We start from the raw sequence: 12,943 nt of genomic DNA, 5'->3' as shown, positions 1-12,943 counted from the left end.
ACAGATCTGTCGCAAACCGCATTGCAGCCGCCTGCGTCACCGCCTAGGCAAGACCGATCAGGCGGAGGGCGCAAGCGTGAGTTTCTGGGTTCTGTTGGCGGTTCTGGGCGCGGCCTTTCTTCATGCGCTGTGGAATGCGCTGATCAAGCTGGGCACCTCCAAGATCGGGGCGATGGTGATCCTGTCGGTGGCCGAAATCCCGATCGGCCTTGCCATTGCCGCCAGCCGCCCACTGCCCGCAGCCGAAGTCTGGCCCTGGGTCATCGCGGCGGGCTGCACGCATTTCTTTTACAAGACCTTCCTGACCTTTGCCTATGATCGCGGTGATCTGAGCCGGGTCTATCCCATTGCGCGGGGGGCGGCGCCGATGATCGTGGCGCTGGTCGGGGCCGCCCTGCTGAGCGATGCCATCACCACCATGCAATATGCCGGGATCGGGCTGCTGGCGGCGGGTATCGCCCTGATGGCGCGGGGCGTGTTCACCGATGGGGAAAGCCGCAAGCTGCTGCCTTTCGCGCTGGGATCGGCGGTGGCGACCGCCGCCTATACCCTGATCGACGGGCTGGGCGCGCGGGTGTCGGGCGATGCGGTGGCCTATGTCGCCTGGGTCTTTGTGGTGGATGGGCTGATCTTCACGCTTGGCATGACGGCGCTGCGCGGGCGCAGCGTCTATCCCTCCAGCCCGAAGGCCTGGGCGATGGGCAGTTTTGCCTCGCTGGCCTCCTATGGCGCTTATGCGATTTCGATCTGGGCGATGACCATCGCGCCGATTGCCGTGGTGGCGGCGCTGCGCGAAACCTCGATCCTGTTTGCGGTGCTGATCGGATGGCTGTGGTTCGGCGAGCGGATGACGCGCGACAAGGCGCTGGCGGCAGTGATGATCGTGGCGGGGGTCATCACCACCCGGCTGTGAGCGGCACGCCTAGGTTCAGGAAATCCGTTTGGGCCGCTGCGGCAGCATCTCCTGCACGATCCCTGCGAAGGTCAGGTAGAGCGAGGTCAGCACCAGCCCCCAATGCGCCCAGCTTGCCGGATGAAAATCCACCCATGCGGCCCAGCCGGCAAAGAACGTCCAGGCCAGAGCGACCGGCAGGCTGATCTCGCGCCAGCGTTCGGTGCGCACCGGATGGATGAACTTGAAATTGGTGAACATCGTCACCGTCAGCAGCGCGACAAAGGCCAGAATGATCGTCTCGTCCGGGCGCAGCGCAAACATCACCAGCACGAACATGTTCCAGCAGGCCGGGAAGCCCGCAAAGGAATTGTCTTTGGTTTTCATGCGGGTATCGACGAAATATACGGCAGACCCATAGGTGATCACGATGATCGCGGCCCAGCCGGTCCAGCCGGGCAGCAAGCCTGATTGAAACAGCGCAAAGGCCGGGATGAACACATAGGTCAGATAGTCGATGATCAGATCCAGCAGCACGCCGTCATAGGTGGGCCAGTTCGCCTTGACGTCATAGCGGCGAGCCAGCGGGCCATCCAGCCCGTCAACCACCAGGGCCACCACCAGCCACAGGAACATCATATCCCATTTGCCATCGACAGCGGCGAGCATGGCGAGCATGGCCAGAACGGCGCCGGTGGCGGTGAACAAATGGACGGACAGGGCTTTGAGACGCAATGACATTGAATTGTGATCCTTCATCCCGACTCAAAAAGCAACCGTTCAGGCGCGTGTTCCGGCGCGCGGATGCGCCTTTTCATAGACCTCCATCAGCCGGGCCGCGTCGACAGCCGTATAGGCCTGCGTGGTCGACAGCGAGGCATGGCCCAGCAATTCCTGGATCGCGCGCAGATCGCCCCCGGCGCTGAGCAGATGAGTGGCAAAGCTGTGGCGCAGCGCATGGGGCGTGGCGGTGGAGGGCAGGCCCAGCCGGTTGCGCGTGCGTTCCATCGCGGCGGCAATCAGGCGCGGGTTCAACGGGCCGCCGCGCGTGCCGCGAAACAGCGTCGCCTCCGCCGTCAGGTCAAACGGGCAGAGTGCGGCATAGCGGCTGACCGCCTGCCGGGCGGCGGGCAGTACCGGCACCAGCCGTTCCTTGCCGCCCTTGCCCAGAATGCGCAGCACCTCGGGCAGCGGGTGATCGGCCCCGGTCAGCCCCAGCGCCTCGGAAATCCGCAAGCCGCAGCCATAAAGCAGCGTGACCACTGCCATGTCACGCGCGGCCACCCAGGGTTCGCGCGCGTCATCGCCCACCGTGTCCAGCACGTCGCTTGCGGCATCCACACTCAGCGGGCGGGGCAGTTTGCGTTGAAATTTCGGCGCGCGGGCTGACAGGACGGCCGTGGCATCCGCACCCTGCCGATCCGCAAGCCAGGCAGTGAAGCCCTTCACCGCCGACAGCGCGCGCGCAAGCGACCGGGCCGATACGCCCCGCCCGCGTTCATGGGCCATCCAGGCCCGCAGATCTGACAATGGCACGCTGGTCAGCGCCGCAAGCCCTTCGGTGCCACCGCGGTGCTGCGCCAGAAAGGCCAGATAGCCCGACACATCGCCCGCATAGGCCGTGACCGTCTGGGCGGCGCGGCCATCCAGTGCGCGGATATGGGTCAGCCAGCCTTGCAGCGCGTCACGGGCCGCAGGCGAGATTGCCAATGTATTGGCGGCGCTCAAGACAGCCAGCGGCGCATCGTCCGCTCGAACACGCCGGCGAAAAACGCCAGCAGATCGGTGCCATGGATCGGCTTGAAGTGATGCGGGTCTTCCGATCCCATCACCAGTAGCCCCGGCAGGCGGCCCTTGCCGAAATCCAGCCGCATCAGCGCTTCGGACCGGATCCAGCCCGCGCGGTCACCATAGATCAGATCCGAGGTCGGCACCGTCTGGCGCAGCGTCACCGGGCGCAGGCTGACATTGCGCCCCGCGCTCAGATATTCCGCGATAAAGCCCGGCTCGGCCACGAACAGCACCTCGCCCAGGCGGCGCAGCGCCGGGTCATCGGCTTCTTGCACCGATTCCAGCACAAGGCGGATGCAATCCACCCGCAGCGTCTGCGCGACATCCCCGGCAAGGCTTTTGAGGAATTCCTCAAAGCTCAGCGGGTCGAGCATTTGCAGAATGGCGCGATGCACCTGATTGGTGCCTGCAAGGTTTTCATAGGCGGCGGCGATCACCGTGCGGTGGGTGTCCTCCAGCCGGTCCAGCCGGTTTTCCAGCCGCTCCATCGCAATGCCGCGCAGGTCGACGATATTGCTGCCCATCGCGCGTTCATTCGCGGCGATCAGGGCGCGCATCAGGTCGCGGTCCTCAAGGATGACTTCCGGCTCCGCCAGGATGCGGTCGCGCAGGTCGGGTTCGATCATGCCGTCTCTGCCTCTTTCTTTTGCCCACAAGCCTAGCAGGCTTTGCGGGGGATTGCCCCAAAATTCTGTAACGGGTCTGGCGGGTTTGCGTGGCGCTGATTTGCTGCTAAATCCCGGCCCCGTCAATCGGGCGCAGGGGAGGGGCAGATGGCACGGATTCTGGTGGTGCATACCGGGGGAACAATCGGCATGGCGCCCGGCCCGGAGGGGCTGCGCCCGGCAGCGGGGTTGGTCGAGGCGGCGTTGCAGGCGCTGGCACCCGAGGCGCTGACGGTCGAGGTATTGGCCTTTGATCCGCTGGTGGACAGCGCCGACATCGGCCCTGCCGACTGGAACCGGATCACCGATGCTGTGGCAGACTGGCAGGGCGATGGCGTGCTTGTGACGCATGGCACCGATACGATGGCCTTCACCGGCGCGGCGCTGTCGGCGGCTCTGGCGGGCATTGCCATGCCGGTGGTCCTGTGCGGGTCGATGACGCCGCTGGGCATGGGCGGCGATGCCGAAGCCAATCTGGCGCTGGCCTTGCAGGCGGTGCAAGGGGGGCAGGCTGGGGTCTGGCTGGCCTTTGCCGGGCGGCTGATGCCTGCATCGGGGCTGGTGAAACATCATGCCTCGGAGGCCGATGCGTTTCGGGTGGTGCCGCAACAGTCCGATCCGGGCCCGTTCCGCCCGCGCCATTTTGCCGATCTGCGGCTGGCGATCCTCACGCTGACGCCGGGCCTGCCAGCGTCGGCGCTGGCCGCGATGCTGGCTGAACTGGACGGCGCGGTGCTGCGCGTGTTCGGCGCGGGCACGATGATGGGGGATCCGGCGATGGCGGCGGTGCTGACGGCGGCGGTTGCGCGGGGGTGCGCGCTGCGCGCGGTCAGCCAATGCGAGGCGGGCGGACTTGCCGAAGGAGCCTATGCGGCGGGCGAGGCGCTGTGGCGCGCGGGCGTGGGCAATGGCGGTGCCGAGACCGCCGAAGTGGCGCTGGTGCGCCTGTGGCTGGCGCTGTCGGACCAGAGGGCCGGGCGCGGCTGAGGCCGCACCCGGAACGTCTTTCAGTTACAGGATCTTCTGGCCGGTTTTCGCCCAATCCTTGGCGAACTGGTCCAGACCCTTGTCGGTCAGCACATGGCTGGCCAGCGCCTTGATGACCGCAGGCGGTGCGGTCATCACATCGGCCCCGACCAAGGCGCATTGCGTGACATGGTTGGCGGTCCGCACCGAAGCGGCGAGGATCTGCGTTTCGAACCCGTAATTGTCATAGACCTGACGGATGTCGGAAATCAGCTCCATCCCATCGAGGTTGATGTCGTCCAGACGGCCGATGAAGGGCGAAATGAAGGTGGCGCCGGCCTTGGCGGCGATCAGTGCCTGATTGACGCTGAAGCACAGGGTGACATTGACCATCTTGCCTTCGCCCGACAGCACCTTGCAGGCCTTCAGCCCGTCCCAGGTCAGCGGCACTTTCACGGTGATGTTCGGCGCGATCTCGGCCAGTTTGCGGCCTTCGGCGATCATGGCATCGGCTTCCATCGCCACCACTTCGGCCGACACCGGGCCAGACACGATGGAGCAGATTTCTTTGGTGACTTCCAGAATGTCACGGCCGGATTTCAGGATGATCGACGGGTTGGTGGTGACACCATCGACCATGCCAAGGTCGTTGAGTTCGGAAATTGCCGCGACATCGGCGGTATCGACGAAGAATTTCATCTGGGCTGTCCTCTGGGTTCGATGCAGGGTTGCAGGCGCTCTCGCGGTCGTATTAGCCCAAGAGTGTGCGTAGTGAAAGAGAGGCGGCAGGGTGGATCGGGTGTTTGGCGCAGGGGAGCGGGTCGGCGTGCTGACAGCCGAGCCTTTGGGGCGGGTGCTGGATTACCGTGCGCCGGAGGGCGGCTGTGGCAGCGGCGATTTTGTCGAAGTGCCGCTGGGGCCCCGCAAGGTGCTGGGGGTTGTCTGGGGGCAAGGCGATGGCAGCTTTGACATGGCCAAGCTGCGCAGTATCAGCCGCGTGCTGGACGCTCCGCCGATGCGCGATGAATTGCGCAGCTTCCTGACGCGCGCTGCCGATTACACGCTGACCCCCTTGTCCGCGATGCTGCGCCTTGCCACCCGCACGCCGGGGCTGGGGGCGGCACCGGGCACGCGGCGCATCTACCGCCTTGCCGGGCCTGCGCCGAACAAGCTGACCGATGCGCGGCTGCGCGTGATCGAGGCGCTGCGCGATTATGGCGGGGCTTCGGTGACGCTGGCCGAATTGTGCGAGGCGGCGTCCTGCACGGCATCGGTGGTCAAGGGGCTGGTCACGCTCGGGGTGATTGCCGAAGAGGACGCCCCGCGCGATCTGCCGTTTCCATCGCTGAACCCGGCGGGCACGGCGCGGCTGATGGGCGATCAGGTGGCGGCGGGCGATGCGCTGGTGGCGGCGGTGGCGCAGGGCGGCTATGGCACCACGCTGCTGAAAGGCGTCACCGGCTCCGGCAAGACCGAAGTCTATCTGGAGGCGGTGGCCGAATGTCTGCGCCATGGGCGGCAGGCGCTGGTGCTGCTGCCGGAAATCGCGCTGACGGCCGAGTTCCTGACCCGGGTCGAGGCGCGCTTCGGCGCGCGCCCTGCCGAATGGCACAGCGGCGTCACCATGACCGAACGCCGCCGCGTGTGGAAAATGGTGGGGCAGGGTGCCGCGCAGATGGTGGTCGGCGCAAGATCGGCGCTGTTCCTGCCGTTTCAACACCTGGGTCTGATCGTGGTCGATGAGGAACACGACACCTCCTACAAGCAGGAAGAGGGCGTGCTTTACAATGCGCGCGACATGGCGGTGCTGCGGGCGGCGATCTGTGGCTGTCAGGTGGTGCTGGCCTCGGCCACGCCTTCGCTGGAATCCTGGGTCAATGCCGATCAGGGAAAATATACCCGGCTGGATCTGGGCGCGCGCTATGGCGCGGCAGAACTGCCCGAGATGCGCGCCATCGACATGCGTGCCGAACGTCTGGCCGCCGACCGCTGGATTTCAGAGCCTTTGGCCAAGGCGGTGACGGCGCGGGTGGCGGCGGGGGAGCAGGCGCTGTTGTTCCTCAACCGCCGGGGGTTTGCCCCGGTCACCATCTGCCGCGCCTGTGGGCATCAGGTGGGCTGCGACCATTGCGACGCGCGCATGGTGGAGCATCGTTTTCTGAAGCGGCTGGTCTGCCACCAATGCGGGGCCACCAAACCCGTGCCCACCGCCTGCCCGGACTGCAAGGTCGAAGGCCGGATGGCCCCGGTCGGGCCGGGGGTGGAGCGGCTGGCCGAAGAGGTGACGGCGCGCTTTCCGGAAGCCCGTGTGGCGGTCTTGTCCTCGGATCTGTTCGGATCGGCGCGCGCGCTGAAGGCGCAGATCGAAACCATCGCGCAGGGCGGGGCGGATATCATCATCGGCACGCAGATCGTGGCCAAGGGCCATAACTTTCCGCTGCTGACGCTGGTCGGGGTGATTGACGCCGATCTGGGCCTGCAAGGCTCCGATCTGCGCGCGGCAGAGCGCACCTTTCAACTGATGCGGCAGGTGGCCGGGCGGGCCGGGCGCAGCGGCGAGCGGCGTGGCGTGGCGCTGCTGCAAAGTCACCAGCCCGAGCATCCGGTGATCCGTGCCATTCTGGGCGGCGATGAAGAGGCGTTCTGGCGGGCCGAGGCGGCAGAGCGGCGCGCGGCAGGTGTGCCGCCCTATGGCCGGATGGCAGGCGTCATCCTGTCGGGGCCGGATGTGCAGAAGGTGTTCGATTTCGGCGGCGAGCTTGCCCGCCGCGACGGCCCGCTGCGCCGGATCGGCGCGCAGGTCTTTGGCCCGGCCCCGGCCCCCATCGCGCGGGTGCGCGGACGGCATCGGGTGCGGCTGCTGGTCAAGGCCGACAAGGGCGTGCCCTTGCAGGCGGCGCTGGCCGAATGGGTGGGCCAGCTGAAACCGCCCGCCAATCTGCGGGTGGCGGTGGACATTGATCCGCAGAGCTTTTTCTGAGCGCGGCGGGCTGCACAACGGGGAATTGTGCCGGGAACAATTCTGTCCTCGCCCGATCTCGGGCACAGGCGTAGAACTTTGCCATGACCCTGCGCACAATCCCTCTCGCTGCCGCACAAACCCTGCCCGTCTGGCGCAGGCCCGTGTTCCTGTTGTTCCTGATGGCCGCCGCGATGCCGCTGGCGTTTTCCACCTGGTCGGCACTGCTGAACAATTTCGTGATCGAACGCGCCGGTTTTACCGGCGTCGAGATCGGCTGGCTCCATACGGTGCGCGAGATTCCGGGGCTGCTGGCGGTGGTGGTGATCGCCATCCTGCTGCTGTTCCGCGAACAGGTGCTGGCGGCAGTGATGCTGATCCTGCTGGGCGCTGCCACCGCTGTCACGGCCTGGTTCCCGAGCCTGGGCGGCATCATGGTGATCACGCTGCTGTCCTCGATCGGGTTTCATTATTTCGAAACGGTCAACCAGTCGCTGCAACTGCAATGGATCGACCGTGCCCGCGCCCCACGCGTGATCGGCTGGATCGTGGCCATCGGCTCGGCGGCCTCGCTGGTGGCCTATGCGCTGATCGTGCTGACATGGCGGGCGTTCGAACTGAGCTATAACACCGTCTATCTGGCCTCGGGCGGGGCCTGTGTGCTGATCGCGCTGTTCTGCCTGTTCGCCTATCCGCAGTTTGAAGCCCCGCATCCGCAGAACCGCCATCTGGTGCTGCGCCGCCGCTATTGGCTGTATTATGCGCTGCAATTCATGGCAGGGGCGCGGCGGCAGATTTTCGTGGTCTTCGCCGCCTTCATGATGGTGGAGAAATTCGGCTTCGGTGTGGAACAGGTGACGGCGCTGATGCTGATCAACTTCCTCGCCAATATGCTGATTGCGCCCTATCTCGGCCGCTTCATCTCGCGTTTTGGCGAACAGGCCTCGATGCTGGTGGAATATGGCGGGCTGTTTTGTGTGTTCGTGTTGTATGGCGGGCTGTATTGGTTCGACTGGGGTGTCTGGCTGGCGGCAACGCTTTATGTGGTGGATCACCTGTTCTTCGCGATGTCCTTCGCGCAGAAAACCTATTTCCAGAAGATCGCGGATCCGGCAGATATGGCCCCCACGGCGGCGGTGGCCTTTACCATCAACCATATCGCGGCGGTGTTTCTGCCGGCGGGGCTGGGCTATCTGTGGGTGACGTCGCCCGGTGCGGTCTTCGGGCTGGCGGCAGGCATGGCCGCGACCTCGTTCCTGCTGGCGCTGCTGATCCCGCGCCATCCCTCGGCGGGCAACGAGACGCGGCTGTCGGGCGGCGATGGCTGGAGCGTGGTCCCGGCAGAGTGACTGGAAACCGCGCCCGTCCCGCCTATATACTGGGTCATGCCCAGCGGTGCGACAGGCGAGGAGACGCGGATGTTCCAGATGTTCAGTTCCGACAAGATGAAGATGGTCGATGCCGACAAGGCCCTGCCGGGGCGACCCGAGCCGATGCCGCTGACCGAGCCGCATTTCATCACGGGGCGCGACCTGAAAGCGCCGGTGCCTGCGGGGATGGAACAGGCCATGTTCGGCATGGGCTGCTTCTGGGGCGTTGAGCGCAAGTTCTGGCAGCGCGAGGGCGTCTGGCTGACCATGGTCGGTTATGCGGCGGGAATAACCCCCAATCCGACCTATAAAGAGACCTGCACCCAGCTGACCGGCCATAACGAGGTGGTGCGGGTGATCTATGATCCGGCGATCATCAGCTATGACGCGCTGCTGAAACTGTTCTGGGAAAACCATGACCCGACGCAGGGCATGCGGCAGGGCAATGATGTCGGCTCCACCTACCGCTCCGGCATCTATACCTATAGCGACGCGCAGGCGGAGGCGGCAGTTGCCTCGAAATCGGCCTATCAGCAGGCGCTGACAGCGGCGGGCAAGGGCGCGATCACCACCGAAATCCTGCCCGCGCTGGTGTTCTATTATGCCGAGGATTATCATCAGCAATATCTGGCGAAGAACCCGGATGGTTATTGCGGCATCGGCGGCACTGGCGTCACCTGTCCGATCGGCCTTGGCGTGACCTCCTGATCTGCGATCAGGCGGCGCGCCCGGCGTGCCGCCTGTGACCACCGCGCGCCCGCGCCGCCGCCCGGCCTGGGTGCTTGTGGCGGCCATGAGGCGCGGGCCCGGCTTGACCCGCGCCAGCCAAGCGCCTATGCGACCTCAACCCTGATTGGAGGTCATCATGCCCTTGTTTCTCGCATCCACCATCGTCGAAGGTGATGACGCCGCTTTCGCGCTTGCAGATGCGCTGGACCGTATGGCACCCGCCCCGCTTGAGGCGGAATGTTATGATGCCGAAGGTCATCCGGGCATGGTGCAGGTGGTGGCGACCTTCTCGGTCACGCCCAATGCGGCGGTGCTGGATCTGCTGGCCGAAGCCTTCGGCGCGCCGGCCTTCACCATGACCGCCGTGTCGCAGACCACCTATTCCGCCCTGACCACGCTGGAAGGCGAGGGGGCCGCCCGTGCGCTGGCCGAAGCTATCGAGGCGATGGAGCCTGCCCCCTACGGCGTCGGCGCGTTCGAGATCGAGGACGATTCGGGCCTCTGGGAAGTGGGCACCTATTTCCACAGCGCACCGGATGCCGAAGCCCTGAACGCCTTGGGCAAGCCGCATGGCGCCAAGGCCTTCGTGATTTCGGAAGTGCCGGATGTGGATTGGGTCGCCAAAGTGCGGCGCGAATTGTCGCCGGTCGAGGCGGGGCGGTTTTTCGTCTATGGCAGCCATGATGCCGACAAGGTGCCCGAGGGCCGTATCGCCCTGCAGATCGAGGCAACGGTGGCCTTCGGCACCGGCCACCACGGCACCACACTGGGCTGCCTGCGTGCATTTGACCGCCTGTTCACGGCGGGGCTGCGCCCGGCAAAAGTGGCCGACATCGGCTGTGGCACCGCCGTTCTGGCCATCGCCGCCGCTGCGGTCTTGCCGGATGCGCTGATCATCGCTTCGGATATTGATCAGGTGGCGGTCGATGTGGCGCAGGCAAATGTGGCAATCAACGGTCTGCAAGGCCGGGTGGAGTGCCTTGAAGCCGCCGGGTTCGAACATCCGCGTCTGGGCGAGGCTGCGCCCTATGATCTGGTCTTTGCCAATATCCTGAAAGGCCCGTTGATCGAGCTGGCCCCGCCGATGTCGGCCCATGTTTGCAAGGGCGGATTGGCGATTCTGTCTGGCCTGTTGGTGGTTCAGGCCGAAGCGGTCACCGCGGCCTATGTGGCGGCGGGTTTTGCGCTGGAAGCCCGTGAAGACATTGGTGAATGGTCGACGCTCGTGCTGAAACGTGGCTGAATTGCGGTGATGCGCCAAAGTTTTGCCACAATTTAGCCTTAGGAATGAATGGCGGTGGGGGCCGTAACCGGGAGTAAACGGTATGGCCGAACAGAATCTGTCCGAGTTCTATGACAGAGTGGCGCGGGTCGAAAAGGCGCGCGCCCTTGGCTATGGTTTCGAGGCTGACGGCACATTGGGCCGATCCTACTATTTCAAACCTGTCTCCAGGCGTCGGCGCATTCTTGGCCCGCTGCTGATCGTGCTGGCCTGCGGCTTCGGGCTCAAGGCGGCCATGCATCATCAGGTCGGCGATTCTGCCTATCATGACCGCGTGATGGCGATGCAGGCTTCGGACGGGTTCGAGCGTCTGGGGGGCGTGCTGATGCAGGCCGATCCGGTCACGCTCTGGCTATCCGACCAGATCCGCCATTATCTGAACTGACGCACGGAATGGCAGGCTGCGGCCTGTCATATCCTCCACGCTCCGCGCACCAAAAAGGCCGCGTCCCATGGGAGCGGCCTTCGGCATAACAGCGGGGCGATTTGCCCCAAGTCGGGTGACAGATCAGACGCGCGACTGTGCGCCAATCAGATCAATGTCACCACGGCACAGCCCAATATCGTCAAGCTCGCGGTCCGACAGCTTGCCCAGTGCGTTGCGGGTCACGCGGGCATCGTTCCAGTCAGCGATTGCTGCAAAGAAGGTGCTCACGAACTGGATGAAGCGGTAGGTGGAGATGGCGCCAAAGGGCGCGGTACGGGTCGTCTCATAAGCGGCCATGGCGGTTGTCCTTTTCAAAACTGCTCATTGCGAAGGCGTTCTTTCCTTCGAGGTGACACATAATCGTGCTGCATGTGCAAAGCAATCAACGTCTAAGCATGGCCCTCATGCAGAAATCGCATGGCTCAAAAGCGCGATTTTGACAAAATCGTCAGGATTATCTGCCTTAAATGCCGAATTTGTCGCCTTTGACATGTCAAATGCCGTTCTTTCTGCACCTGCATAATAGTGCCGCTGGGGAAGGCGCGCCGGAAATGGGCTTGGCCAATGTTCGCCTTTCGTGCTATTTCGGGGAAAAGAGAGAACAAAAGGGGCGGTGATGCGGGTTCTGGGCATTGATCCGGGGTTGCGCAACCTCGGCTGGGGGGTGATCGACGTGGCGGGCGCGCGACTCACCCATGTCGCCAATGGTATCTGCCATTCTGCACCGGGCGCCGGTGAGGGCGATCTGGCGCACCGCCTGTTGTCACTGCATGCCCAGCTGACCGAAGTGTTGCGCCAATGGCAGCCGGACACGGCCGCCGTGGAACATACCTTTGTCAACAAGGATGCCGTGGCGACGCTGAAGCTTGGTCAGGCGCGGGGCATCGCCTTGCTGGTGCCTGCACAATTTGGCCTCAGCGTCGGGGAATATGCCCCCAATGCGGTGAAAAAGACCGTGGTCGGGGTCGGCCATGCGGCAAAGGTGCAGGTGGATCACATGGTCAGGCTTCATCTGCCGGGGGTCAGGATTGCCGGGCCGGATGCGGCGGATGCGCTGGCCATCGCCATTTGCCATTCGCATCACGTGCAAAGCAGCACGCGGTTGCAGGACGCGCTGAGGAGGGCGGCAGGATGATCGGCAAGATTTCGGGCCGGATTGACTATCGCGCGGCGGATCATGTGCTGATCGACGTGCGCGGGGTGGGTTACATCGTGCATGTCTCGGATCGTACCCTGGCCGGATTGCCCGGCGTGGGCGAGGCCTGCGCGCTTTATACCGAACTGCTGGTGCGGGAAGATCTGTTGCAGCTGTTCGGCTTTCCGACGCTGCTGGAAAAGGAATGGCACCGGCTGCTGATGACGGTGCAGGGCGTGGGGGCCAAGGCGGCCATGGCCATTCTGGGCGCGCTGGGTGCCGAGGGGGCCGCACGCGCCATCATGCTCGGCGATGCACGCGCCATTCAGGCCGCCCCCGGCATCGGGCCGAAAATCGCACAGCGTGTGGTGCTGGAGCTGAAATCCAAGGCGCCGGGCGTGATGGCGATGGGGGCGGCGCTGATGTCGGAACCTCTGGTCGACACCCATGTCGAAGCAGCCCCCGCGCCTGCCGCCAAACCTGCGAAGGCCGCGCCGCAACCCGGCCCCAGCCGCGCCGCCTATAGTGCGGATGCGCTGTCGGCGCTGGTCAATCTTGGTTATGGGCAGGGCGATGCGGCACAGGCCGTGGCCGAAGTGGCGGGCAGCACGCCCGAGGCGGATACGGCGACGCTGATCCGTCAGGCGCTGAAGCTGCTGATGCCCAGAACCTGAGGAACTGGCGTCCCGCGCCGATCCATTCCGTTTGCGCGGAAGGCGCGGTAGAA

At 64.9% G+C, this 12,943-nt stretch carries 15 protein-coding genes; 10 read left to right on the top strand and 5 right to left on the bottom strand.

The features are described from left to right. Positions 1-76 precede the first annotated feature (76 nt). Complete coding sequence (locus KM031_RS05930) at positions 77-913, top strand: DMT family transporter (protein WP_215503609.1); 837 nt, start codon at positions 77-79, stop codon at positions 911-913. 15 nt (positions 914-928) lie between these two features. Here KM031_RS05930 and KM031_RS05925 read toward each other — a convergent pair whose 3' ends face one another. From KM031_RS05925 to KM031_RS05915, 3 genes are read right to left on the bottom strand one after another with little or no spacing between them, the layout of a single operon-like run. Beyond that, a complete protein-coding gene (locus KM031_RS05925; protein ID WP_215503608.1) occupies positions 929-1,633 on the bottom strand; it encodes a CDP-alcohol phosphatidyltransferase family protein in 705 nt (234 codons plus the stop codon). 39 nt (positions 1,634-1,672) lie between these two features. After that, complete coding sequence (locus KM031_RS05920) at positions 1,673-2,620, bottom strand: tyrosine recombinase XerC (protein WP_215503607.1); 948 nt, start codon at positions 2,618-2,620, stop codon at positions 1,673-1,675. Continuing rightward, positions 2,617-3,309, bottom strand: a complete 693-nt coding sequence (locus KM031_RS05915; protein ID WP_215503606.1) for a DUF484 family protein — start codon at positions 3,307-3,309, stop codon at positions 2,617-2,619. Before KM031_RS05915 ends, KM031_RS05920 begins: the two co-directional genes overlap by 4 nt. Positions 3,310-3,456: 147 nt before the next feature. On the opposite strand from KM031_RS05915, the gene KM031_RS05910 reads away from it, so the two are divergent. Then, the gene (locus KM031_RS05910; RefSeq protein WP_215503605.1) at positions 3,457-4,335 is read left to right on the top strand and encodes an asparaginase domain-containing protein; all 879 of its coding nucleotides are present in this window, start codon (positions 3,457-3,459) and stop codon (positions 4,333-4,335) included. A gap of 24 nt (positions 4,336-4,359) precedes the next feature. Here KM031_RS05910 and fsa read toward each other — a convergent pair whose 3' ends face one another. Then, positions 4,360-5,013, bottom strand: coding sequence for a fructose-6-phosphate aldolase (gene fsa, locus KM031_RS05905; protein ID WP_215503604.1), 654 nt, complete (start codon positions 5,011-5,013; stop codon positions 4,360-4,362). 91 nt (positions 5,014-5,104) lie between these two features. Between fsa and KM031_RS05900 the strand changes: the two genes are divergently transcribed. The 5 genes from KM031_RS05900 (at position 5,105) to KM031_RS05880 (ending at position 11,039) form a co-directional block, all read left to right on the top strand. Next, positions 5,105-7,294 carry a primosomal protein N' gene (locus tag KM031_RS05900; RefSeq protein ID WP_215503603.1) on the top strand — a complete coding sequence of 730 codons (2,190 nt, stop codon included), beginning with the start codon at positions 5,105-5,107 and terminating at the stop codon, positions 7,292-7,294. A gap of 83 nt (positions 7,295-7,377) precedes the next feature. After that, the gene (locus KM031_RS05895) at positions 7,378-8,622 is read left to right on the top strand and encodes an MFS transporter (protein ID WP_215503602.1); all 1,245 of its coding nucleotides are present in this window, start codon (positions 7,378-7,380) and stop codon (positions 8,620-8,622) included. Between the two features lie 69 nt (positions 8,623-8,691). After that, the gene (gene msrA, locus KM031_RS05890) at positions 8,692-9,351 is read left to right on the top strand and encodes a peptide-methionine (S)-S-oxide reductase MsrA (protein WP_215503601.1); all 660 of its coding nucleotides are present in this window, start codon (positions 8,692-8,694) and stop codon (positions 9,349-9,351) included. A gap of 376 nt (positions 9,352-9,727) precedes the next feature. After that, the gene (locus KM031_RS05885) at positions 9,728-10,615 is read left to right on the top strand and encodes a 50S ribosomal protein L11 methyltransferase (RefSeq protein ID WP_215503961.1); all 888 of its coding nucleotides are present in this window, start codon (positions 9,728-9,730) and stop codon (positions 10,613-10,615) included. Between the two features lie 82 nt (positions 10,616-10,697). After that, on the top strand, positions 10,698-11,039 hold the full coding sequence (locus KM031_RS05880; protein ID WP_215503600.1) for a hypothetical protein: 342 nt from the start codon (positions 10,698-10,700) through the stop codon (positions 11,037-11,039). Between the two features lie 123 nt (positions 11,040-11,162). Here the strand turns inward: KM031_RS05880 and KM031_RS05875 are convergent, their stop codons facing one another. Beyond that, entirely contained in the window at positions 11,163-11,378 is a 216-nt protein-coding gene (locus tag KM031_RS05875) for a DUF1127 domain-containing protein (RefSeq protein WP_215503599.1), read from the bottom strand. Here KM031_RS05875 and KM031_RS05870 point away from each other — a divergent pair. The 3 genes from KM031_RS05870 (at position 11,377) to ruvA (ending at position 12,890) form a co-directional block, all read left to right on the top strand. After that, entirely contained in the window at positions 11,377-11,604 is a 228-nt protein-coding gene (locus KM031_RS05870; protein WP_215503598.1) for a hypothetical protein, read from the top strand. The genes KM031_RS05875 and KM031_RS05870 overlap by 2 nt on opposite strands. A gap of 93 nt (positions 11,605-11,697) precedes the next feature. After that, on the top strand, positions 11,698-12,216 hold the full coding sequence (ruvC, locus tag KM031_RS05865; protein WP_215503597.1) for a crossover junction endodeoxyribonuclease RuvC: 519 nt from the start codon (positions 11,698-11,700) through the stop codon (positions 12,214-12,216). Next, positions 12,213-12,890, top strand: a complete 678-nt coding sequence (gene ruvA, locus KM031_RS05860) for a Holliday junction branch migration protein RuvA (RefSeq protein WP_215503596.1) — start codon at positions 12,213-12,215, stop codon at positions 12,888-12,890. The genes ruvC and ruvA overlap by 4 nt, the downstream gene beginning before the upstream one ends. The last annotated feature ends 53 nt before the right edge of the window (positions 12,891-12,943 follow it).

It is taken from the genome of Gemmobacter fulvus, assembly GCF_018798885.1.
Classification (GTDB): Bacteria; Pseudomonadota; Alphaproteobacteria; order Rhodobacterales; family Rhodobacteraceae; genus Gemmobacter; species Gemmobacter fulvus.
The sequence above is the reverse complement of the archived record's forward strand: the minus strand, read 5'-3'. Positions and strand labels throughout refer to the sequence as shown.